General features: G+C 61.9%; 20 protein-coding genes and 1 tRNA gene. 10 read left to right on the top strand and 11 right to left on the bottom strand.

Annotated elements, in window-relative coordinates; all coding sequences use genetic code 11:
- Positions 1 to 48: 48 nt before the first annotated feature.
- The 6 genes from ACTXGA_RS22365 to ACTXGA_RS22340 all read left to right on the top strand — a co-directional run bounded on the left by ACTXGA_RS22365 (position 49) and on the right by ACTXGA_RS22340 (position 7,231).
- Positions 49 to 1,629: an ABC transporter substrate-binding protein gene (locus ACTXGA_RS22365; protein WP_443396938.1), complete on the top strand. Its 1,581-nt coding sequence runs from the start codon at positions 49 to 51 to the stop codon at positions 1,627 to 1,629.
- 103 nt (positions 1,630 to 1,732) lie between these two features.
- On the top strand, positions 1,733 to 3,298 hold the full coding sequence (locus ACTXGA_RS22360; RefSeq protein WP_443396937.1) for an ABC transporter substrate-binding protein: 1,566 nt from the start codon (positions 1,733 to 1,735) through the stop codon (positions 3,296 to 3,298).
- A gap of 51 nt (positions 3,299 to 3,349) precedes the next feature.
- Positions 3,350 to 4,330: an ABC transporter permease gene (locus ACTXGA_RS22355; protein WP_443396936.1), complete on the top strand. Its 981-nt coding sequence runs from the start codon at positions 3,350 to 3,352 to the stop codon at positions 4,328 to 4,330.
- On the top strand, positions 4,330 to 5,286 hold the full coding sequence (locus ACTXGA_RS22350; protein ID WP_443396935.1) for an ABC transporter permease: 957 nt from the start codon (positions 4,330 to 4,332) through the stop codon (positions 5,284 to 5,286). Before ACTXGA_RS22355 ends, ACTXGA_RS22350 begins: the two co-directional genes overlap by 1 nt.
- Entirely contained in the window at positions 5,286 to 6,269 is a 984-nt protein-coding gene (locus ACTXGA_RS22345; RefSeq protein ID WP_443396934.1) for an ABC transporter ATP-binding protein, read from the top strand. The genes ACTXGA_RS22350 and ACTXGA_RS22345 overlap by 1 nt, the downstream gene beginning before the upstream one ends.
- Complete coding sequence (locus tag ACTXGA_RS22340) at positions 6,269 to 7,231, top strand: ABC transporter ATP-binding protein (protein WP_443396933.1); 963 nt, start codon at positions 6,269 to 6,271, stop codon at positions 7,229 to 7,231. Before ACTXGA_RS22345 ends, ACTXGA_RS22340 begins: the two co-directional genes overlap by 1 nt.
- Before the next feature lie 124 nt (positions 7,232 to 7,355).
- On the opposite strand, the gene ACTXGA_RS22335 is transcribed toward ACTXGA_RS22340, so the two are convergent.
- From ACTXGA_RS22335 to ACTXGA_RS22315, 5 genes are all read right to left on the bottom strand, one after another.
- Positions 7,356 to 7,640, bottom strand: coding sequence for a hypothetical protein (locus ACTXGA_RS22335; RefSeq protein ID WP_443396932.1), 285 nt, complete (start codon positions 7,638 to 7,640; stop codon positions 7,356 to 7,358).
- A gap of 198 nt (positions 7,641 to 7,838) precedes the next feature.
- The gene (locus ACTXGA_RS22330; protein WP_443396931.1) at positions 7,839 to 9,326 is read right to left on the bottom strand and encodes a trypsin-like serine protease; all 1,488 of its coding nucleotides are present in this window, start codon (positions 9,324 to 9,326) and stop codon (positions 7,839 to 7,841) included.
- Positions 9,327 to 9,340: 14 nt separating this feature from the next.
- Entirely contained in the window at positions 9,341 to 11,962 is a 2,622-nt protein-coding gene (locus ACTXGA_RS22325; protein WP_443396930.1) for a S8 family serine peptidase, read from the bottom strand.
- 38 nt (positions 11,963 to 12,000) lie between these two features.
- Positions 12,001 to 13,608: a tetratricopeptide repeat protein gene (locus ACTXGA_RS22320; RefSeq protein ID WP_443396929.1), complete on the bottom strand. Its 1,608-nt coding sequence runs from the start codon at positions 13,606 to 13,608 to the stop codon at positions 12,001 to 12,003.
- A gap of 397 nt (positions 13,609 to 14,005) precedes the next feature.
- Positions 14,006 to 14,081: transfer RNA gene (locus ACTXGA_RS22315), tRNA-Lys, on the bottom strand.
- Between the two features lie 118 nt (positions 14,082 to 14,199).
- Between ACTXGA_RS22315 and dapF the strand changes: the two genes are divergently transcribed.
- Genes dapF through ACTXGA_RS22300 form a run of 3 tightly spaced genes read left to right on the top strand, consistent with a single transcriptional unit; the run spans position 14,200 to position 16,917 of the window.
- Positions 14,200 to 15,039 carry a diaminopimelate epimerase gene (dapF, locus tag ACTXGA_RS22310; protein WP_443396928.1) on the top strand — a complete coding sequence of 280 codons (840 nt, stop codon included), beginning with the start codon at positions 14,200 to 14,202 and terminating at the stop codon, positions 15,037 to 15,039.
- Complete coding sequence (gene mtaB, locus ACTXGA_RS22305) at positions 15,036 to 16,289, top strand: tRNA (N(6)-L-threonylcarbamoyladenosine(37)-C(2))-methylthiotransferase MtaB (RefSeq protein ID WP_443396927.1); 1,254 nt, start codon at positions 15,036 to 15,038, stop codon at positions 16,287 to 16,289. The genes dapF and mtaB overlap by 4 nt, the downstream gene beginning before the upstream one ends.
- 4 nt (positions 16,290 to 16,293) lie before the next feature.
- On the top strand, positions 16,294 to 16,917 hold the full coding sequence (locus ACTXGA_RS22300; RefSeq protein WP_443396926.1) for an FMN-binding negative transcriptional regulator: 624 nt from the start codon (positions 16,294 to 16,296) through the stop codon (positions 16,915 to 16,917).
- 121 nt (positions 16,918 to 17,038) lie between these two features.
- Here ACTXGA_RS22300 and rplQ read toward each other — a convergent pair whose 3' ends face one another.
- The 4 genes from rplQ to rpsM form a co-directional block, all read right to left on the bottom strand.
- The gene (rplQ, locus tag ACTXGA_RS22295; protein ID WP_443396925.1) at positions 17,039 to 17,455 is read right to left on the bottom strand and encodes a 50S ribosomal protein L17; all 417 of its coding nucleotides are present in this window, start codon (positions 17,453 to 17,455) and stop codon (positions 17,039 to 17,041) included.
- Positions 17,456 to 17,579: 124 nt separating this feature from the next.
- Positions 17,580 to 18,596, bottom strand: a complete 1,017-nt coding sequence (locus ACTXGA_RS22290) for a DNA-directed RNA polymerase subunit alpha (protein ID WP_443396924.1) — start codon at positions 18,594 to 18,596, stop codon at positions 17,580 to 17,582.
- 117 nt (positions 18,597 to 18,713) lie between these two features.
- On the bottom strand, positions 18,714 to 19,109 hold the full coding sequence (gene rpsK / locus ACTXGA_RS22285) for a 30S ribosomal protein S11 (protein ID WP_443396923.1): 396 nt from the start codon (positions 19,107 to 19,109) through the stop codon (positions 18,714 to 18,716).
- Between the two features lie 15 nt (positions 19,110 to 19,124).
- Positions 19,125 to 19,493 (bottom strand): 30S ribosomal protein S13, encoded by a 369-nt coding sequence (gene rpsM, locus ACTXGA_RS22280; protein ID WP_443396922.1) that lies wholly within the window; start codon positions 19,491 to 19,493, stop codon positions 19,125 to 19,127.
- Positions 19,494 to 19,771: 278 nt separating this feature from the next.
- Between rpsM and ACTXGA_RS22275 the strand changes: the two genes are divergently transcribed.
- A complete protein-coding gene (locus tag ACTXGA_RS22275) occupies positions 19,772 to 20,179 on the top strand; it encodes a BLUF domain-containing protein (RefSeq protein ID WP_443396921.1) in 408 nt (135 codons plus the stop codon).
- A gap of 69 nt (positions 20,180 to 20,248) precedes the next feature.
- Here the strand turns inward: ACTXGA_RS22275 and ACTXGA_RS22270 are convergent, their stop codons facing one another.
- Both ACTXGA_RS22270 and secY read right to left on the bottom strand, forming a co-directional pair.
- On the bottom strand, positions 20,249 to 20,896 hold the full coding sequence (locus ACTXGA_RS22270) for an adenylate kinase (RefSeq protein ID WP_443396920.1): 648 nt from the start codon (positions 20,894 to 20,896) through the stop codon (positions 20,249 to 20,251).
- The gene (gene secY, locus ACTXGA_RS22265; RefSeq protein WP_443396919.1) at positions 20,893 to 22,260 is read right to left on the bottom strand and encodes a preprotein translocase subunit SecY; all 1,368 of its coding nucleotides are present in this window, start codon (positions 22,258 to 22,260) and stop codon (positions 20,893 to 20,895) included. Before secY ends, ACTXGA_RS22270 begins: the two co-directional genes overlap by 4 nt.
- Between the last annotated feature and the right edge of the window lie 88 nt (positions 22,261 to 22,348).

Here is a 22,348-nt window from a genome sequence, read left to right as displayed (position 1 = left end):
AGCCGCAACAGGACTGAAAAAAAGTAACAACAACACAGGGAAACTCCGATGAAAAAGACATTTGCTCTTTCGTTGATGGGGGCATTGCTGGCAACCACGCTGCCGCTGGGCGCCGAAACGCTGCGCTGGGCGCGCGCGGGGGACGCGCTGACGCTGGACCCCCACGCCCAGAACGAAGGCCCCACACACACCATTCGCCATCAGATGTATGAACCGCTGATCATCCGCGACGTGACCGGCGCCTTTGAACCGGCGTTGGCCACCGAGTGGGCCCCCAAGGAAGGCGATCCGAACGTCTGGGTCTTCAAGCTGCGCGAAGGCGTGAAATTCCACGATGGCGCGGACTTCACCGCCGAAGACGTGGTCTTCAGCTTTGAGCGCGCCAAGCAACCGAACTCGGACATGAAGGAACTGATCGGTTCCATCACCGAGGTGCGTGCGGTCGACGACTATACCGTCGAGTTGGTAACAGACGGGCCGAACCCGATCCTGCCGTCGAACCTGACCAACCTGTTCATCATGGACAAGGGCTGGACCGAGGCGAACGGCACCGTGAACGTGCAGGACTTCGAAGGTGGAGAGATCACCTTTGCCACCACCAACGCCAATGGCACCGGCCCCTATGTGCTGCAGAGCCGCGAACCCGACGTAAAGACCGTCATGACGCGCAACGATGCCTATTGGGGCGTCGACATGTTCCCGATGGAAGTGACCGAAATCGTCTACACGCCGATCCAGAACGCCGCGACCCGCGTTGCCGCGATGCTGTCCGGAGAGGTCGATTTCCTGCAGGACATGCCGGTGCAGGATCTTGAGCGGGTGAACAATGCCGACGGTCTGGTGGTCAAGAAGGCGCCGCAGAACCGGGTCATCTTTTTCGGGATGAACATGGGGGCCGAGGATATCGAGGCCGACAACATCGACGGCAAGAATCCCCTTGCCGACGTGAAGGTGCGCAAGGCCATGTCGATGGCGATCAACCGCGATGCGATCCAGCAGGTCGTCATGCGCGGCCAGTCGATCCCGGCGGGCATGATCGCACCGCCCTTCGTCAACGGCTGGACCGCCGACATGGACGCCGAATCCTCGACCGATATCGAAGGGGCCAAGGCGCTGTTGGCCGAGGCAGGTTATGCCGACGGCTTTTCGATCCGGCTGGATTGCCCGAACGACCGCTACATCAACGACGAGGCGATCTGTCAGGCGGCCGTCGGTATGCTGGGACAGATCGGCATCACCGTGAACCTGGATGCCAAGCCCAAGGCGCAGCACTTCCCACTGATCACCGAGGGCAAGACAGATTTCTACATGCTGGGCTGGGGCGTTCCGACCTACGATTCCGAATACATCTTCAACTTCCTCGTCCATGGACGTGAGGCGGACATCGGAACGTGGAACGGCACCGGCTATGACAACGATGAGATCGACGCCAAGATCAAGTCGCTGGCCTCGAACACGGATCTGGACTCGCGCAATGCCGACATCGCTGCGATCTGGCGCGTGGTGCAGGATGAACAGCTGTACATTCCGATCCACCACCAGGTGCTGAACTGGGGCATGGCCGAAAAGTTCGGGATCGAGGTCGATCCCGAAGATCAGCCCAAGGTCAAATACTTCACGATCAACTGATCTTTGCCCGCGCGCCTTTCTGGCGCGGGGGTTTCCATGTTCTATTTGCCCCCAGAGCCTGCGCCACAGCGAACCGCGCGGGACCCAAAGGGAAGGAAACCCCATGCGACACCTGATCCTGTCGGCGGCGCTGGCCGCGGCCTGTGCCTCTGTTGCTCAAGCCGAAGAATTCAAATGGGCGGTCACCACCGATCCCCAGACCATGGACCCGCACGCGGTCAACTCGACGCCCGTGCTGGGCTTTCTGAACAACGTCTACGAAGGCCTCGTTCGCCGCGGCAAGGACATGGGCGTCGAGCCTGCCCTTGCCACCGGATGGGAGCCGATCGGACAAGGAGAGGGCTGGCGGTTTACCCTGCGCGAAGGCGTCACCTTTCACGACGGCAGCACCTTTGACGCGCAGGACGTTCTGTTTTCCTACCAGCGCGCCGCCAGCGAGGAATCCGACACACGCAGCTGGTTTGCGCCGATCGCCGACGTGGTTGTGGTCGACGATTACACCGTCGATTTCATGACCTCCGCGCCGAACCCGCTGTTTCCCTCCTCCATCGCCAACTGGATGATGATGGACAGCGGCTGGGCCGAGGCGAACAGCGCCACCCGCCCCGACAAGGAAAGCGGGAACTACGCCACCATCAATGCCAACGGCACCGGCGCCTTCCGCGTCACTGCGCGCGAACCGGGCCTGCGCACCGTGCTGGAGCCCTTTGACGGCTGGTGGGGAGAGGTGGAGCACAACATCACCCGCGCCGAACTGACGCCGATCCAGAACCCGGCAACCGCATTGGCAGCACTGCTGTCCGGCGACGTGGATTTCATCAACCCGGTGCCGATTCAGGATGTCGCCCGTCTGGCGCAGAACCCGGATGTAAAGGTTGTGCAAGGGATCGAGGCGCGGGTCATCATGCTGGGCTTTCCGCATGAGGCCGAGGCGCTGAAGTACTCAGCCGAAACCACGGATGCCAATCCCTTTGCCGATGCGCGCGTTCGTCAGGCGGTGGCCCATGCGATCAACGTCCCGGCCATCCTGCAGACCATCATGCGCGGCAACGCAGAGCCGGTGAACCAATTGGTCAGCAGCGCGATGAACGGCTATTCCGATGCCCTCGCCCCTGCCCCCGCCTTTGATCAGGACAAGGCGCGCGCCCTGCTGGCCGATGCAGGGTATGCCGATGGCTTTTCCTTTGGCCTGAAATGCCCCAACAACCGCTACCTGAATGACGAAGCCGTCTGTCAGGCGATCACCGGAATGCTGGCGCAGGTCGGGATCAAGGCGACGCTGGACGCCATGCCGGTCAACAACTACTGGCCGGAACTGCGGGCCGACAATTTCGACATGTATCTGCTGGGCTGGTCGCCCGGTACGCTGGATGCCGAGCACCCGATCCGCTTCCTTGTTGCCACTCCGAACGAGGAAAAGAAGCTGGGCAGCTGGAACTTCGGTGGTTATTCCAACGCCCGCATCGATGAGCTGCTGCCGCTGATCCAGTCCGAAATCGACGAAGACAAACGACAGGCGATGCTGGACGAGGTCGCGCAGATCATGACGGATGAACAGGCCTATGTGCCGCTCTACGTTCAGCCACTGGTCTGGGGCACCCGCAGCAACATCGAGCTGACGCAGCGCCCGGACAACTTCTTCATCCTGCGCTGGGTGACAGTAAACTAAAGTCAGGCAGGGGCCGCCGCGCGCGGCCCCACCCAACCAAACGGGGGCGCAATGCTCGCATTCATCATCCGGCGCGTGGGGCAGTCGATCCTTGTCCTGCTGGTCGTGGGCCTTGTCGCCTTTTCGATGTTCACCTTTGTCGGCGATCCGATCGACAACATGCTGGGGCAGGAACGCACCGCAGAGGACATCGCCCGCCTGCGTGAACAGCTTGGCCTCGACCGGTCCTTTGTCGTTCAGTATTTCAAGTTCCTGCAAGAGGCCGTTCAGGGCAATTTCGGCGTCAGCTATCGGCAGGGCCGCCCGGTCACCGATATCCTGCTGGAGCGCGCGCCCGCGACGCTGGAACTGGCCTTTGTCTCTGGCCTGCTGGCCATCCTTTTCGGCATCGCATTGGGCGTCTTTACCGCGATCCGGCGCGACGGGGTGCTGGCCAACGTCATCATGTCCGCCTCGTTGATCGGGGTGTCCCTGCCCACCTTCCTGATCGGCATCCTGCTGATCTACGTCTTTTCGGTCGAACTTGGCTGGTTGCCAAGTTTTGGGCGTGGCGAGGTGGTGGATCTTGGCGGCTGGAAGACCGGTTTCCTGACCGCCAGCGGGCTGAAGGCGCTGATCCTGCCCTCGATCACGCTGGGCCTCTACCAGATGACGCTGATCATGCGGCTGGTGCGTTCTGAAATGCTGGAAGTGCTGCGGCAGGACTACATCCGCTTTGCCCGCGCCCGCGGCCTGCGCGACCGCGCCGTGAATTTCCGCCACGCTCTGAAAAACACCATGGTGCCCGTCATCACCGTGATCGGCCTGCAATTGGGGGCCATCATCGCCTTTGCCATCATTACCGAAACGGTGTTCCAGTGGCCCGGCGTCGGATTGCTGTTCATCAACGCGGTCCAGTTCGTCGATATCCCCGTCATGGCTGCCTACCTGATGCTGATCTCCGTCATGTTCGTGGGCATCAACCTGTTGGTGGACATCCTTTACTTCTTCATCGACCCGCGCCTGCGCGCCGACCGCTCGGGAGGCCACTGATGAGCGACATTCCCACCGAAACCCCGCTGGCCCCGCCGCCAAAATCGCGCCTGCGGCTCGCGCTGGAAAGCGATGTTTTCTACACCTTCCGGCGTTCGCCTGTCGCCGTTATCTCTGCCTTGGTGGTGCTGGTACTGGTGCTCTCGGCCCTGTTCGCGCCGCTCATCGCGCCGACCAACCCCTTTGACCCGGCCTCATTGAACCTGATGAACGGCTTCACCCCCCCGATGGAGCCGAACGCCTTTACCTCCGATACCTTTCTGCTGGGCACCGACGACCAGGGGCGAGACGTGTTCTCGACCATCCTATACGGCATGCGGGTCTCTCTGTTTGTCGGGGTCTCCGCCGTGGCCTTTGCCATGATCCTCGGCATCACGCTGGGTCTGATTTCCGGCTATGTGGGCGGCTGGCTGGAAACGATCATCATGCGCACCGCCGACGTGCAGCTGACCTTCCCCTCGATCCTTGTCGCCATGCTGATCTTTGGCATCGCCAAGGGCGTGACTCCGGTGGAATACCGCGACCAGATGGCGATCTGGGTGCTGATCCTTGCCATCGGCCTGTCCGACTGGGTGCAGTTCGCACGTGTCGTGCGCGGGGCCACGCTGGTCGAGAAGAACAAGGAATACGTGCAGGCGGCCCGCCTGATCGGACGCAGGCCCGGTGCGATCATGCTGCGCCACATCCTGCCCAACGTTCTGTCGCCGGTGCTGGTGATCGCGACCATTTCGCTGGCCCTTGCAATCATCGCCGAGGCGACGCTGAGCTTCCTCGGCGTTGGTGCGCCGCCCACGCAGCCCAGCCTTGGCACACTGATCCGCATCGGGCAGGGGTTCCTGTTCTCAGGCGAGTGGTGGATCCTCTTTTTCCCGGCCTGCACGCTGCTGGCGCTGGCGCTCTCAGTCAACCTGCTGGGTGACTGGCTGCGCGACGCCCTGAACCCGAGGCTGCGCTGATGTCGGACACCGTTCTTTCGATCCGCAACCTGACCGTGGAAATCCCCACCCGTTACGGCATCCTGAAACCCGTCGATGATGTCAGCTATGACATTGCCAAGGGAGAGATCCTTGGCGTCGTCGGTGAATCCGGTGCCGGCAAGTCCATGGCAGGCAACGCGGTGATCGACCTTTTGACCCCACCCGCCCATGTTGCATCCGGTGAGATCTGGCTGAACGGTCAGCGTATCGACCAGCTGAAGGGCGAGGCGATGCGCCGCCTGCGCGGCAAGCAGATCGGCATGGTCTTTCAGGATCCGCTGACCTCTCTCAACCCGCTGCTCAGGATCGGCGATCAGCTGGTGGAAACCATGCTGACGCATCTGGATATCAGCGAGCGTGTGGCCCGCACGCGTGCCGTGAAGGCGCTGGAAGAGGTGGGCATTCCCGGCGCGGCAGAGCGGGTAAACAGCTATCCGCATGAGTTTTCCGGCGGGATGCGGCAACGTGTTGTGATCGCGCTGGCGCTCTGCGCCGAGCCGTCGCTCATTATCGCGGACGAACCGACAACCGCGCTGGACGTGTCGGTTCAGGCGCAGATCATCGCCCTCTTGAAACGGCTGTGCCACGAACGCGGCACCGCCGTCATGCTGATCACCCACGACATGGGCGTTATCGCCGAAGCAACGGACCGCGTCGCCGTGATGTATGCCGGCCGTCTGGCCGAACTTGGCCCGGTGCGCGACGTGCTGACCCGTCCACGTCATCCCTATACGCATGGGCTGATGGCCTCGACCCCGCTGGCCTCGGCGGGCAAGGCACGCCTGCACCAGATCCCCGGCGCCATGCCACGTCTGGACGCGGTGCCGGATGGATGTGCCTTCAACCCACGCTGCCCGCGCGCCACGGACGTCTGCCGTCAACCGCCTCCGCCAAAGGTCGAGGATGGCAAGGCCGCCTGCTGGCACCCGCTCTCGCACGACATCGAAGAAGAGGCTCTGTAATGGCGCTGGTCAAAGTCGAAAACCTCAGCCGCGTCTTCGACGTCTCGAAGCCTTGGCTGAACCGGGTGATCGAACGCCGTGAAAAGGCCTTTCTGACCGCCGTGTCAGAGGTGGATTTCGAGGTCGCGGAACAAAGCACCTATGCGCTGGTGGGCGAAAGCGGTTCCGGCAAATCGACCATCGGCAAGATGCTGGTGGGGCTCCTGCGCCCGTCTGAGGGCAAGGTCGAGATCGAGGGTGTCGATCTGGCCAATGAGCCGGACGCCGCCAAAGTCGACAAGATCCGCGCCGATATCCAGATGATCTTTCAGGATCCCTTCGCCTCGCTCAACCCGCGTTGGCGGGTCAAGGATATCATCAATGAACCCGTTGCCGCACGCGGTGGCAAAATCGAGGGGCTGGCCGAACGGCTGTTGGAACAGGTCGGCCTGTCGGTCAAGGACGCGGGCAAGTTCCCGCACGAATTTTCCGGAGGGCAGCGGCAACGGATCTGCATCGCCCGCGCGCTGGCGTCTGACCCGCGCCTGATCGTCTGTGATGAGCCGACCTCTGCGCTGGACGTTTCGGTTCAGGCGCAGGTGCTGAACCTGATGAGCGATCTCAAGGACGAATTCGGCCTGACTTATGTCTTCATCAGCCATGACCTGACCGTGGTGCGCCACATGGCCGACCGCATTGGCGTGCTCTACCTTGGCCGTCTGGTCGAAGAGGCCGCGCCCGAGGAGCTGTTCGAAAACCCGCGCCATCCCTATACGCAGATGCTGCTGGAGGCCGCGCCGCGCATGGACGGTTTCGGCCGCGAGGTCACGCCGCCGGAGGGTGAGATCCCCGACCCGATCAATCCGCCGTCCGGCTGTGCCTTTCACCCGCGCTGCCCGATCTCCGAGGCGCGCTGCAAGACGGAAAGACCGGAAATGCGGCCCTTGGGCGGTGCGCGCGTCGCCTGCCATCTGGCAAGGTAAAACCGAAAGACCCGTTGGCGTGCGTCGTGGCGCACACACCGGCTTGCCCGTCCAAATACACCGGCAAGCTGTGCCAATGCGGGCTGGCCCCGGACAGGGGCCAACCCGCGTTTTTCTTGGCGGCTCAGTTCGAGCCAGTTGCGATGACGGGATTCTGCCCGCCCAGACCCGCGCTGTGGACCCGATCCCAGAACGCTTTGTTCTGGCGGTTGATGACTTCGATCCGGCGGCTGCGTTCACCGTTTGCCGCATCCGCGTCCTTGATCTGCACGATCTGGTTCAGGGTGTACTGCGATGCGTCCAGCCCAAGTTCTGCGGCGTACCGCTCATGGACCGACATTTCAGCCTGCGCCGCAAAGCACGGTACGGCGATGGCGAAGGCTGCAGCGAAAATAACGCGCACTGACATTTCGAATCTCCTTTTTGACCTTAATCGCCCCCGGCTTCTCCGGCGGCACCCCAAGAGTGCACCGGCCTGCGGAATCCAGCGCCAATCCAACGCCAATCTATCGTCAATTCGTCACAGGGTTCTGTGGCAGGCGGAAAACAACAAACCGCCGCCCCCGGAGATCGGGGACGGCGGAGTGAACTCTGACGTGGCGACAGGTCACCGATCGATGAGGGCAGTCGTTATCGGAAAATCGAGGGGTGTCGTCCGAAACAGCGCATCGCCGACAACCTCGTCCAGCCAGTCCTGAACCGCATCAGTGTCGATGCGAACGACATTGCGCGGCACCTGGCTTTGCAGAATCTTGTCGGTGTTCCCATCGTGGCAGTTGCTGGCCGTGCCCATTCCGGACACGACACCCATCAGGACGAGGGGGCCATAGCCCTCCCGCAGATCATGGCCGTACTTGAACAATCCGCCGCCGCTGTCGCCCGCGCAGAGGGCTTTGCCCGGTTCCCAGAAAATCGCGGATTGGTGCCCGGTACACCGGCCCTCGGGATCTAAGGCTCCGTGACAGTCGCCGAGGCGCAAAACGGAAATGCTCATCTTGCGCTTGCGACCAAAGGACAGATCCTGACTTTTCCCAAAGCCGACAGCGGTAAATTCGTTCGTCCCCTCCGCATAGGGTTCCCAGCTTGAGGCGGCCGCGCCCCGGGCTGCAACAGGCGCCATGCTTCGGGCGACATGGGACGGATCACGCTGTTTATCTGTCAGCGTCGAACGTACATGCTCCAAGCTCCCGTCCGGAAGGGTCATAAGGGCGAGGTCCCCTTGCTCTATCCTGTCTTCGTAGAGTTCTCCGCTGCTCGCGCACACGGCAGCGTTATTGTAGAACCGGACGCCGTCCGATTCAGGCTCGATGACCGCCCAATCGCCGGATATTCCCGCTGACACCGTTACATCGCTTTGCAGTTTTCCGTTGATCACCCTTTCACAGAGGCAATGCGCCGCCGTCAGAACATGGCGGGGCGAAATCAGCGTTCCGGTGCAAAACAACCCCCTCGAATTGTCCATCAGGCGAACCGTGTGAAAGGCGCAGCCGATCTTGGTGTCTGCATTTGCGACATCACAACGGAGCGCCCCCTGCGATGTGCCCTCACCACTTCCTTCGACCTCAGGGCCAAAACTGTGCACTGTGACGAGGCCAGAGCACTCGTCGGTCAGGGGTCCGGAGGGTTGCGGGAAATAGAGGGTTCCAAGCCTGTCGCCGACGGAAACGATGTCATCATCGATATCCAACAGGCCGCCTGCGTCGGTGACAACAAGCTGCCCTTCCACAGAGTATGCCGAATAGCTCGGTCCCGTCGCGAACTGCAGGCGCGCAAATCCTCCTGCACAGTTCAGGCCCGCCCCGGCATTGTTCCATATCTCGTCAGGCACTTGATTGAGCAGGGTAAGGTCCCTTTCGATCAATTCGGCGATCAGTTCTTCACCGATGGATTGGGGCAAGGTCGGAAAACCCCGCCAATTCAAAGCGCCTGACCTCTCAAACCGATCACGTTCGATGACAAACGCATCCACCTCTGCGACCGGATCGGCGTAGGGCATCACGTACAAGACCGACGGGCCCTCTTGGGCGTTGGCCGCCAAGGTCATACCAATGGCCGAAATCCCGGCCCAAAGGCTGGCATGTATGTATCGCTTCATGGCCGTCACTCCTATCAAAAGGTTTTCAAATCAACGGCGCCATGGCCGTGCTGAATGTGATCGTAATCGTGAGCTTTCGTGGTTTTCGCGATCAGGTCCGCGCGTAGCCCGGCGCCTGTCAGCGGGTCGTTCGGGTTCTGGACGATCCGTTCCTTGGCCAAAAGCGCGATCACGCCTCCGACCTGGGCGGCTGCCGCCGAAGTACCGCCAAAACCGAACGGCTGTCCGGCATGGCTGGTCTCGGCCATAGGGTTCGAGGCAAAACCGCCCGGCCCGGCCAGATCCGCAGTGGGAACGGGGACGCTCTTGGCGTTTAGGGGCGTGTCGCACCTATAGGGCGGGTGTGTATCCATGTCCGATGGCGCCAGAACACATAGGCCTGGCCCATACTGGCTGTACCCCGCCCGGCTGTGTGCCTTGCGGTCGATGGTCGTCGGATCGAAATCCGGTGCGCCTGTGTAATTGGCGGCTCCGACCACGATGACGCCGGTCCCTTCGAAAAAATCGGCCTTGCCAGTATTGCACCACTTTTGATCGGCTGACGGGACGAACTCGGACCCCACGAATGTCGTCAAGCCCGCGCGCAATTTTTCGACGTCCACTTGGCGGTTATAGCTGTTGATCATCTCCAGCAGCAGCTCAAGAACGTATTCGCGCGTTTGGTCATGCCGCAGCATTTCGACCACGGCGCAATAGTCCTCTGGGTTTCCCGGATAAGCCACCCGATCGCCGCCGCCATTGCCGGATGGGATAACCACAGCCACCGCATGCTGCACCAGCAGGATGGCAAGCGCAAAGGGATCACATGCGGGGCGCTCCTGTTTCCTTGCCTCCTTGATCAGGTCCGCGACTTTGCCCTCTTCAACCGCTTTTTCCAGTTCGTCGGCGGTGATGTAATTGGACAGCTCGTAGTCCGGGCGCTGGAAGTCCAGGGACAGAATTACCGCAGCAATCCGTTCCCCAATGGCACCGCTACCGCATTGTGGTGTCGGACGGCTCCCCGCCAAGGCGACGCCCAGCAGGGCAACGCCCAGTTCGAACCGGTCGTCGTGATCGTCACGGGCAAGATTGGCGCAGCGGACCGGCAGCACCTTCGCCCCGGGCGCAACGCCAAGACGCTTTTCGTCGGTCAATCCCGCGATCAACCCGGCCATCGCCGTTCCATGGCCGATCCCTTTGGAACCCATGCACCATGGGTCATCGAGCGGCATCGGGTAATCGAGATTGATGAACTCGTTCCCGATGGAATGGGCGATGGCCGGATTGCGCACATCCACTGCCGTGTCGAACAGCCCCACGACGGTACCGGCTCCGGCGTCGATTGGGGCGCGGGACTCGATGCCAAGGGCGGTAAGGTTCCAGCCCAGTTCAGATCCGGGCTTGGGTTCGGAATATTCCGGAGGGTCTTTGAATTCACCGGGGCGGCCAAGCAGGTGGCAATTGGCCAACGGATCGATGTTCATTTCGGCGATGGCATCGGTAAAGACCTCGTCCAGCACCAGCCGCAGGATCGGAAAGGCCGCGCGCGCGGCAAGGATGCCCGCTTCGGTATCCGACGCGTAATGGACCCCGGCGTATTCCCGGTTGACGCTGATACGCTCGGCGGTGTCGAACAGGCGCGCCACAAGGGCAGAGTCCTCGTAGATCTCGGCCAATCCGTGCGCGATGAGATGCGTCTGAACGGCATGGGCACTGGGATATGAGGAATGCGTTGGCACCGCGATCGCAGGCACGATACGCGGGTCGAACACATTAGGGCGAAGCCGCCCGAAATGCCGCTTGAAGTAGTAGCCGACGACAAAGCCCGCCATGTCCATCAGGTTCAGAATCCGCAGAGCACCCGTCGGCGGTCCGGCAAAATCCGACACAAGATCAAGGAACGGCGTCGAGATGTCATCGACCTCAGCCTCGATTTCAGGCAGGCGGATTTTGCGCTCTTCCGAGGCCTGCATCCGGAGCAACACCTCAATTTCCTTTTGGGTGCCACCGTGATCGGGCGCCTTCAGCGTGTACGGGAATTCGGTATCCGGCGTGCTTAGCAGTTCGAAGATGGTGGGCAGGCTGTCGGTCACGCGTTGCCGGTAATGGGCCGTTTCTTCTTCGAACAGAAAGTCGAGTGACTGCTGTCCTCCGGCCGACGCCTCGATCATGCGCGCGCGTCCACGTCCTCTGCCGCGACCACGTCCACGCCCCTTGCCGCGACCACGCCCCCGGCCACGCCCCCTACCAAGGCCGGTCACAATTTGGGCCTCGAATATCCCCTCGGGGAAGCCAAGATCGCTGCTGTGACATGTCACCAGGGGTTTGCCGAAAACCGCCTCTTGCGGGACCTCGTCACCGATCACCAGTTTTGTTCTCAGACCAGTCTGGGCGTCGCTCACCAGGTATTGCGACGTCGCCTCCCAATACAGCCCGGCCAGATCCCGCGGCTGTCCGTTCTCGGGATGGTGGCAATTGACGATCTTGGGGATACTCCTTTCCTGCGCCGTGATGATGGCGCCGCGCAGGAGGCCGATCAGCCCGTCGCCACTCGGCGTGAAACAGGTGGTCTGGCTCTGAGCGAATGCAGCCTTGGTATGCAATCCGGCAATAGCCGAAGCGCCTCCGAGCAAAATGCCTCGACGGGTAATATTCATCGATCTCTCCCTCGTTCGGGCGAAAATTGGCTTTGGTCTCAAACGTGCCCAAGCAGCCGGAACGTACGCCCGATGGCGTCCCGGCTTGCCGGACTTGGCAATGGGTAAGAAGGGTCCTGAATGGCGTCAGGGCTGAATCGCTTGTCCCGGGACCGCACGCGCGCGACCATGTTCTCAGCCTCGGCGAGTTGGCCCAAGGCAGAGAGGCTTGCCGCGGTATGGCGCATCACCGCCAGGAATTCCGGCAGCCGCATCAGAACCGAACGCGACACTTGAACCGCGGTCTCATGTTCCCCGGTGAGCGTCGCGGTGATCGCAAGCGACGAGCGAAACAGCTCCCGATAGGGGCTGTACTGGCCCAGCTGCGCGGCTTTGCGGCTGTACCGCAACGCATCCTCGAACGCGCCACGGTAGATCGCGTTCATGGCCGAGAAATCCCAGACTTGCGGCAATGCAGGCGCCTGCCTCCGCGCCAGGGCCAAGGACTCGGCCCCGACCGCAAAATCACGCAGGGCAAAGCCGAAAACATGTCCCACAAACGCAAGAACCAGCGGGTTCTGCATATCCAGTTCCAGTGCCCTCAACGCATGCTTCCGTGCCTCTTCCAGATCGGCGAGTGATGGGTCGCCTTCCCCCAGCGTATTGGCGACGGACAGGGCATAACAGGCATTGGCAAGGGCCGAGTCTGCCAGTTCGGGATGCCCCTGAAGATAGTGCCGCAACGAATGCTGGCCCTCGGTCGACATACCGTACAACTGGTGAACGACACCTATCATGGATTGGGTTCGCCTGGGCCGAAATCCTCCACCTTCAAGTTTGCGAAAAGCCGCTTTCAGAATGGCGTCCACTGTCTGATTGGCAAAGGTTGCCACGTCATCGTGCGAAAACAGGAAAGGGCCGGTCTGATCGGCCGAGGTCGCATGGGACCACAGGATCTGCCGACCACGCCGGACCGTCGCGCAAAGCTGCGCCATCGACCCCACTTTGGTCAGGCTCAGCCGAAGATACATGTCGGGATCCCTGATCGCCGGCTCCCCGTCCGAGAAGTGGTCGGTTTCGAGATCGCGGAAATCGAAAAGCTCGAAGATCTCATAAGCCTTCAGGGCTTCGACCACGAAATCGAGCACCTGTGTCGCAAGCAGCGCGGCCATGGGTTCGTCCAGCCGTTCGATTGTCGGCAGGATTCCGATGCAGATCCGATGTGCATCGACGGTCTCCTGGGGCCGAAGAACCGGCAACAGTTTCCTTGACCGGCTGCGTTCGGTCTGCAGCCAGGTTTCAAAGGCAGAGCCGATGTTGGTAGGCGCATCTTCGAAGAAGCGGGCGCTGTTTTCCGGTCGCCGCAGGGTCACCGCCTTATCCAGCCACAGATGGGTTCGGTTCGCCCCCAGCAGATCCGAGGCCGGGCCAAGATCCTTGCGCAGGTTCGAAAGGGCTGTCCGCATGCTGCCGGAGGCCTGCTTTTCGTCGCTGCGGGGCCAGAGCATGGCCTTCAGCGCATCGCGGGCTTTCTTCTGATCATCGGCAGTGGCGAGGATTGCCAGGATGGCGCGTGCCCGGGCGGCGGTGACAACGACTTCCTGACCGTCGACATCGAGCCGGAAATTTCCGTCCAAAGATATCGACTTCGTCAATTCCTCAGGCATGCCCGCCTCCTTACGTTGCGTCACTCTCGATCCACAGCAAGGCGGCAATCAATGGGATCTGAAAAATCTACTTGGGAATGACGATAGGTTAACGATAGCACAGAGGCGGCGGTTTTTCAATTTTGACACGAATGCCGCCCAACGCACTCAACGTGTGAATGGTCGCCCTGCCTGCTGAGGGCCGCGCCGCAGGACCTGCATTTGTGCCGTGGCCGAGGTTCGACCCGCCCGCAAAACGAGCCCGCCAACCGTTCCGGTTTGGATACCAACATGCCTTCGGCTCCAGGCCACGAAGTGCATGGGGAGAACGCACCGTAGACATGAACGAATCCTTCAAAGCACGACGACGACCGCCCTGAGGGCGGCCTTCATAATCGTGATCTCTTTGGAGAGACAGTGGTGAGCCGTGTAGGATTCGAACCTACGACCCACTGATTAAAAGTCAGTTGCTCTACCAACTGAGCTAACGGCCCACTGTGGCGGCCTAACTATGAAGATGCCTGCCCCGGGTCAACCCAAAAAATCACGAATCTTGCAGGGTTTTTTTCATTGCGCTTCCGAACACTGGAAAGCGCCACCCGACAGGCGTATATGCCCGCCATGACACAGGACGCTCACACTCTGCCGTTCATGAAAATGCACGGGCTTGGCAATGACTTCGTGGTGATCGACTCGCGCCAGCGCGAGGCGGTGCTGACGGCCAACCGCATCGCGGCCATCGCCGACCGCCATACCGGTGTGGGGTTCGATCAGCTGGCTGTTATCACGCAGAACGACAACCAGCCTCACCTGACCTTTTACAACTCGGATGGGTCCACGTCGGCGGCCTGCGGCAACGCCACCCGCTGCATCGCGCGCCACCTGATGGATCTGACCGGAGAGACCGCGCTGACCCTGACCACCGACCGTGGAACGCTGTACGCCACGGACGCAGGCAATGGCATCACCTCGGTCAACATGGGGCCTCCGCAACTGGACTGGGACCAAATCCCGCTGGCCGAGGAAATGGACACGCTGGAACTGCCGATTGAAGGCAGCCCTACCGCCACGGGCATGGGCAATCCGCATTGCACCTTCTTCGTCGAGGATGCAGAGGCCGTGGCGCTGGACCAGTTCGGCCCGCGCTATGAGCACCACCCGCTGTACCCGCAGCGCACCAATGTTCAGGTCGCCAGCCTTGTCGCACCCGATCACCTGCGCATGCGCGTCTGGGAACGCGGCGTTGGCCTGACGCTGGCCTCCGGCTCTTCCTCCTGCGCCACCGCCGTCGCCGCAGCGCGCCGGGGCCTGACAGGACGCAAGGTGCGGATCGACCTCGACGGCGGCACGCTGCACATCGACTGGCGCGAGGATGGCGTCTGGATGACCGGGCCAACGGCCCATGTCTTTGACGGGCAGTTCACCGCCCAGTGGCTGGACGCGAACCCATGAGCGCACCCAAGTTCACCACCCTCGGCTGCCGTCTCAACGCCTATGAGACGGAAGCCATGAAGGATCTGGCCGAGGCTGCGGGCGTCGAAAACGCCGTGGTCGTGAATACCTGCGCCGTCACGCAAGAGGCCGTGCGCAAGGCGCGTCAGGAAATCCGCCGCCTGCGCCGGGAAAACCCGCAAGCAAAAGTGATCGTCACTGGCTGCGCCGCGCAGATCGACCCGGACAGCTTTGCCGCGATGGAAGAAGTCGATGCCGTCATCGGCAACACCGAAAAGATGGCCGCCGACACCTGGAAGGGCATGGCCGCCGATTTCATCGGAGAGACCGAAAAGGTGCAGGTCAACGACATCATGTCGGTGACGGAAACCGCGGGCCACCTGATCGACGGTTTCGGGACTCGCAGCCGTGCCTACGTGCAGGTCCAGAACGGCTGTGACCACCGCTGCACCTTTTGCATCATCCCCTACGGGCGCGGAAACTCGCGCTCTGTGGCGGCAGGTGTTGTCGTGGACCAGATCAAGCGCCTGCGCGATCAGGGCTATAACGAGGTCGTGCTGACCGGCGTCGACCTGACCTCATGGGGCGCTGACCTGCCCGGCGCGCCGCGCCTTGGCGATCTGGTCATGCGCATCCTCAAACTGACCGATATCCCGCGCCTGCGCATCTCCTCGATCGATTCGATCGAGGCGGATGACAACCTGATGCAGGCCATCGCGACCGAACCACGCCTGATGCCGCACCTGCACCTGTCGCTACAACATGGTGACGACCTGATCCTGAAACGGATGAAGCGCCGCCACCTGCGCGACGATGCCATCCGGTTCTGCGAAGACGCGCGCAAACTGCGCCCCGACATGACCTATGGCGCCGACATCATCGCCGGTTTCCCCACAGAGACCGAAGAACACTTCGAAAACTCGATGAAGCTGGTCGCGGAGTGTAACCTGACCTGGCTGCATGTTTTCCCCTATTCTTCGCGCCCCGGAACTCCCGCCGCGCGCATCCCGAACAAGGTGAACGGCACCGTCATCAAGGAACGCGCCGCCCGCCTGCGCGCCGCCGGAGACGCACAGGTGCAGGCACATCTGGCCGCGCAGATCGGTCAGGACCACGCCGTACTGATGGAGGCCCCCGACATGGGCCGCACCGAGCAGTTCACAGAGGTCCGCTTTGCCATGCCTCAGCCAGTCGGCCAGATCGTCCGCGCCACGATCACCGGCGTCGACGGCACCCAATTGACGGCCTGATCCCATGCACCCAAACAAGACCTTCCGCCAGACCGATGAGGCCCAGGCGCTGCCCTTCGCGCGCGACCGGGCCTTTGGCCTACTGACGGTCTCTAACGCTGCCGCCCCGCTGATCGCCCATGTGCCCTTTCTGCTGTCAGAGAGCGCCACAGAGGCCGATCTGCACCTCGTGCGGTCCAACCCCATCGCCCGCGCCTGCGGTGACGGCTTACCCGCCACGATGGCCGTCAGCGGGCCGGACGGCTATATCTCGCCGGATTGGTACGGGATCGACGATCAGGTGCCGACATGGAACTATGTCGCCGTCCACCTGACCGGCACGCTGCGCCCGCTGCCCGCCAGCGACCTGGAGGATCTGCTCACCCGTCAGTCCGCCGCCTATGAGGCGCGCCTGCCCGGCAAGGCACCTTGGACGATGGACAAGATGAGCGCCGAAACACGGGCGCGCTTCCTGCGGATGATCCTGCCGTTCCGGCTGGAGATCACGGATGTTCAGAGCACCTTCAAGCTGAACCAGAACAAGGACGATGCCGTACGTCTTGCGGCTGCCGATGCGGTGGCAACGGGCTTTGGCAGTGAACTTGAGCGACTTGCCCAACTGATGCAGGCCCCACCCAAGCCAGAGTGACAGCGTCTTGCCCGTTCGAGGGTAAGACACATCGCCCCCCCTTGGTCAGAGACCATCGCGGCATGAAAAAAGGCCCCGCCGGTGCCGGCAGGGCCTTTGAATTCGTCGAAGCGAGAGTGGATTACTCTGCGGCTTCTGCCTCGGCAACGCGGGCCTTGTCGGCTGCGCCCTTGGCGTCAACGTCGCGGTCGACCAGTTCGATGATCGCCATCGGCGCCATGTCACCGTAACGGAAACCGGCCTTCAGAACGCGGCAGTAGCCGCCCGAACGCTCGGCGTAACGCGGGCCGAGGATCTCGAACAGCTTGGCGACGTCCTTGTCTTCCTTGAGCTGAGCAGCGGCCTGACGGCGCGCGTGCAGGTCGCCGCGCTTGCCCAGGGTGATCAGCTTGTCGATGACGCGCTTGAGTTCCTTGGCTTTCGGCAGGGTGGTCTTGATCTGCTCATGCTCGATGAGCGAGCCGGCCATGTTTGCCCACAGCGCCTTGCGGTGCTCGTGGGTACGGTTCAGGCGGCGGTAACCTTTTGCGTGACGCATTGTCTAACTCCTAAAGTGCCCTCTACGGGCGATTTTGCTTTGTCCGGCCACCGATGCGTGTCAGCGGCTCTCCTTGGGGCGGTTGCCCGGCAGGATGGGTGAAATCACCCATCCTGCAATTCGCTTAGAACGAGTCTTCCAGCTTCTTGGCCAGGTCCTCGATGTTGTCCGGCGGCCAGTCCTCGACGTCCATGCCAAGGTGCAGACCCATGCCCGACAACACTTCCTTGATCTCGTTCAAGGACTTGCGGCCGAAGTTCGGGGTGCGCAGCATCTCGGCTTCGGTCTTCTGGATCAGGTCGCCGATGTAGACGATGTTGTCGTTCTTCAGGCAGTTCGCCGAACGCACCGACAGTTCCAACTCGTCCACTTTCTTGAGCAGAAGCGGGTTGAACTCCAGACCGTCGTCGTCGTCCTGACGCTGCGCCGATTCCGGCTCGTCGAAGTTGACGAAGATCGACAGCTGGTCCTGCAGGATACGCGCGGCATAGGCCACGGCGTCTTCGGGCGTGACCGAACCGTCAGTCTCGACCTTCATGGTCAGCTTGTCATAGTCCAGCACCTGGCCCTCACGGGTGGGCTGCACGTCATAGGCGACCTTCTTGACCGGCGAATAGATCGCGTCGATCGGGATCAGGCCGATGGGCGCATCCTCGGGCTTGTTCTTGTCAGCCGAGACATAGCCTTTGCCGGTGTTCACGGTGAATTCCATGTACACTTCGGCGCCTTCGTCGACGTGGCAGATCACGTGATCCCGGTTCAGGATCTCGATGCCCGCGGTTTCGGCGATGTCACCGGCAGTGACCACGCCGGGTCCCTTGCCGCTGACGGACAGGCGCTTGGGCCCTTCGACTTCCATGCGCAGCGACACACCCTTGAGGTTCAGGATGATGTCGGTCACGTCCTCACGGACGCCAGCCACGCTGGAGAATTCGTGCAGAACGTTATCGATCTGCACAGAGGTGATGGCCGCGCCCTGAAGGCTCGACAGCAACACGCGACGCAGGGCGTTGCCCAGCGTCAAACCAAAACCGCGTTCCAGCGGTTCAGCCACACAGGTGGCCATCCGCGACGGATCTGCGCCCGGCTTGATCTCAAGCTGTGTCGGCTTGATCAGTTCAGCCCAGTTCTTATGGATCATGCAATTCCCTCCATACCTGCCGGTGCCCCATGTCCCTAAGGCACCGACGCCCGAGGTTTCCAAACGACAACACGAGGCCGGGTAAAAACCCGGCCCCGCTGAATTCTCTACCTCGGATCAGACGCGCCGGCGCTTCGGCGGACGGCAGCCGTTGTGCGCAATCGGCGACACGTCGCGGATCGAGGTGATGTTGAAGCCAACCGCAGCCAGCGCGCGCAGCGCCGATTCACGGCCCGAACCGGGGCCCTGCACTTCGACTTCCAGCGTCTTGACGCCGTGTTCCTGCGCTTTCTTGCCGGCATCTTCTGCGGCCAGCTGAGCGGCGTAGGGGGTCGATTTCCGCGAGCCCTTGAAGCCCATGGTGCCAGCCGACGACCATGCGATCGCGTTGCCCTGCACGTCCGAGATCAGGATCTTGGTGTTGTTGAAGGTCGAGTTCACATGCGCAACGCCAGCTGCGATGTTCTTGGAGACCTTTTTCTTGCCGCCTGCGCGGCGCGTATCACGTGCCATATCCGTGTGTCTCCCTTACTTCTTCTTGCCTGCAATGGCCTTTGCGGGGCCTTTGCGCGTGCGAGCGTTGGTGTGCGTGCGCTGACCGCGCACCGGGAGATTGCGGCGATGACGCAGGCCGCGGTAGCAGCCAAGGTCCATCAGGCGCTTGATGTTCATCTGAACATCGCGGCGCAGGTCGCCTTCGACGGTCAGGTTCGCGTCGATGTATTCACGAACGGCAAGCACTTCGGCATCGCTCAGTTCGTTCACACGGCGCGTTGCGTCGATGTTGGTCGCTGCGCAGATTTCCTTGGCAATGGCCGGGCCAATGCCGTGAATGTAGGTCAACGCGATCGGAACGCGTTTGTGGGTCGGGATGTTGACGCCGGCAATACGTGCCAAGTCCATATTCCTTTTCGTTGCGAGCCCGTAGCTCCAGGCCCTTTTTTCACAACATGAGGCCCGAGGCTTGTCCGCCGCCGGGCCCGAGCTGATCAGGTGGTCTGCCAACCGGGCGTGCCCGGCAGGCGTGATTGATTCTCGTGTCGAGATGCGAGTGGGTATGAGTTTTCCGGACCGCGGTCAACCCCTGCAATGCCGGCCCGCCCCCTTGCGCAAGAGGCCGCTTTTGCGTCATGTGCTTTGCACAGGTGAAACACCCCCGGAACGACGGCCGACCCATGCAAATTATTCAGCTCTACTACACCAGCGAGGCGCTCCATCCAAGCGGCGCCAAGACGGATACCGAGATCCTGGACGTGGCCCGGACCAAGAACCCGCAGTCGGGGGTAACCGGCTTTCTCCTGCGCGCGCAACATCGCTTTGCCCAGATTCTGGAAGGGCCCGAAGACGCGGTCATGACCCTTTTCGAGAGCATTCGGAAGGACCCCCGCCACAAGGGGATCCGCCACATCGTCCGCCGCTCGGTTTCCGACCGCAGCTTCCCGGAGTGGTCGATGGGCTATGTCGCGCGCGATGACGTTCTGGCCGCCTCGCTGGTCAACTTCATGCCTGACGATGACGCCGACTTTCTCAACCTGATTGCCAGGCTCAGATCCATTTCCCAGGACCCGGCTCAGCCGTCCTGACCGCCTGTCTTCCAGACAAGAAAAAACCCGCACCGAAGCGCGGGTTTCAAAAGCAACAGCCGATTTGACTTAGCTGTCCATCAAGGCAGCAATGCCGGACTGGACGTTGTCGATCTCGCCCATGCCGTCCGTCGCGGCGTGGATGCCCTTGGCATAGTAGTAGCCGACCAGAGGCGAGGTCTGCTTGTAATATGCCATCAGACGCGTGCGCAGGCTGTCCTCGTTGTCGTCGGCGCGGCGCTTGAATTCCGCCGTTTTGCCGCAAGAGGTGCAGACGCCATCCGCCGGGATCGGCTTGGTGTTGTCGTTGTAGACCTCACCGCAGTTGGCGCAGGTCGAGCGCGCGGTGATCCGCGCCACCAGTGCCTCATCGTCGACACGCAGCTCGATCACCTTGTCCAGCGACTGGCCCATCTCGGCCAGCAGCTCGCCCAGGGCGTCCGCCTGTGCCAGCGTGCGCGGGAAGCCGTCAAAGATGAAGCCCGGCGCTTTGACCGTCTGCAGCTTTTCACGGATCAGGCCGATCACGATCTCATCCGTGACCAGTTCACCGCGCGCCATCACGTCAGCGACGATCTTGCCCATTTCGGTGCCGCTGTCCTTGGCTTCGCGCAGCATGTCCCCGGTGGACAGCTGCACCAGACCGCGGGTCTCCTCCAGAATACGCGCCTGCGTACCCTTCCCCGCCCCCGGCGGTCCCAATAGTATGATGTTCATCGACGCGCCGGCGCTCCCCGTTTCTTGCGGCCCTTACCCTTACCGCGCAGTTGCGATTTCTGAATAAGACCTTCGTACTGATGTGCCAAGAGGTGGCTCTGGACCTGTTGAATGGTGTCCATGGTCACGCTGACCACGATCAGAACCGAAGTGCCGCCAAAGTAGAAGGGAATCGCGTATTGGGCGCGCAGGATTTCCGGCAGAAGGCAAACCGCCGTCAGGTACAGGGACCCCAACACCAGCACACGGTTGACCACGTATTCCAGATATTCCGCCGTCTTCTTGCCCGGGCGGATGCCGGGGACAAAGCCGTTCTGGTTCTTGAGGTTGTCGGCAACGTCATCGGGTTTGAACGAGACGTTGAAGGTATAGAAATAGGCGAAGAAGACGATCATCGCGCCGAAGAACAGCAGGTACAGCGGCTGTCCGGGGCCAAAGTAGGCAAGGATCGTCGACATGATCGGGCTGGCGCTGTCGCCGCCCGAGAAGGTCGAGATCGTCACCGGCAACAGCAGCAGCGAAGAGGCAAAGATCGCCGGGATCACGCCCGCCGGGTTGACCTTGACCGGCAGGTGGCTCGACTGCGCCTCAGTCATCTTCATGCCGACCTGGCGGCGCGGATACTGGATGGTGATCTTGCGCAGGGCGCGCTCCATGAAGACCACGAAGGTGATCACCCCCACCACCATCAGGATCACGCCGACGATCACCGCCGGGCTGATCGCGCCCGACTGGCCCGAGGCAAAGAACTGCGCCAGAGCTGCGGGCACCTCGGCGATGATGCCGACGAAGATGATCAGGGAAATACCGTTGCCGATGCCGCGCGCGGTGATCTGTTCACCCAGCCACATCAGGAACATGGTGCCGCCGACCAGCGTGATCATGCAGGATGCGCGGAAATACCAGCCCGGGTCGGTCACCAGATCGCCGGCCTCCAGGCTGACGGCCAGACCGTAGGACTGGATGATCGCCAGCGCCACGGTGCCGTAGCGGGTGTACTGGTTGATCTTCTTGCGGCCCTGTTCGCCCTCTTTCTTGAGCTGCTCCAGCGCCGGCACCATGGCCGTCAGAAGCTGCACCATGATCGAGGCCGAAATGTAGGGCATGATGCCCAACGCAAAGATCCCCATGCGTCCCAGCGCGCCGCCGGTGAACATCGACACCATGCCCGCAACGCCCTGCCCCGCCGCTTCGACGAATTCCCGCAACGCGGCGCCGTCGATCCCGGGAACCGGGATGTAGGTGCCAAGGCGGTAGACGATCAGAAGTGCCAGGGTAAAGAAGATGCGATTGCGCAGGTCGGTTGCTTTGCCAAGCGCCGCCCAGCTTGTGTTGGCGGCCATTTGCTCTGCTGCGGATACCATGCGGATCTCTCTTTTCGCTAAAACGCCGCCCTGACGGTTTTCCGTCGGGCGGCGCGCATTGGAAAACTGCTGGACATGTAAGCGGCTA

Origin of the sequence: Antarctobacter jejuensis (assembly GCF_052266595.1) — a bacterium.
Taxonomy (GTDB): domain Bacteria; phylum Pseudomonadota; class Alphaproteobacteria; order Rhodobacterales; family Rhodobacteraceae; genus Antarctobacter; species Antarctobacter jejuensis.
The sequence above is the reverse complement of the archived record's forward strand: the minus strand, read 5'-3'. Positions and strand labels throughout refer to the sequence as shown.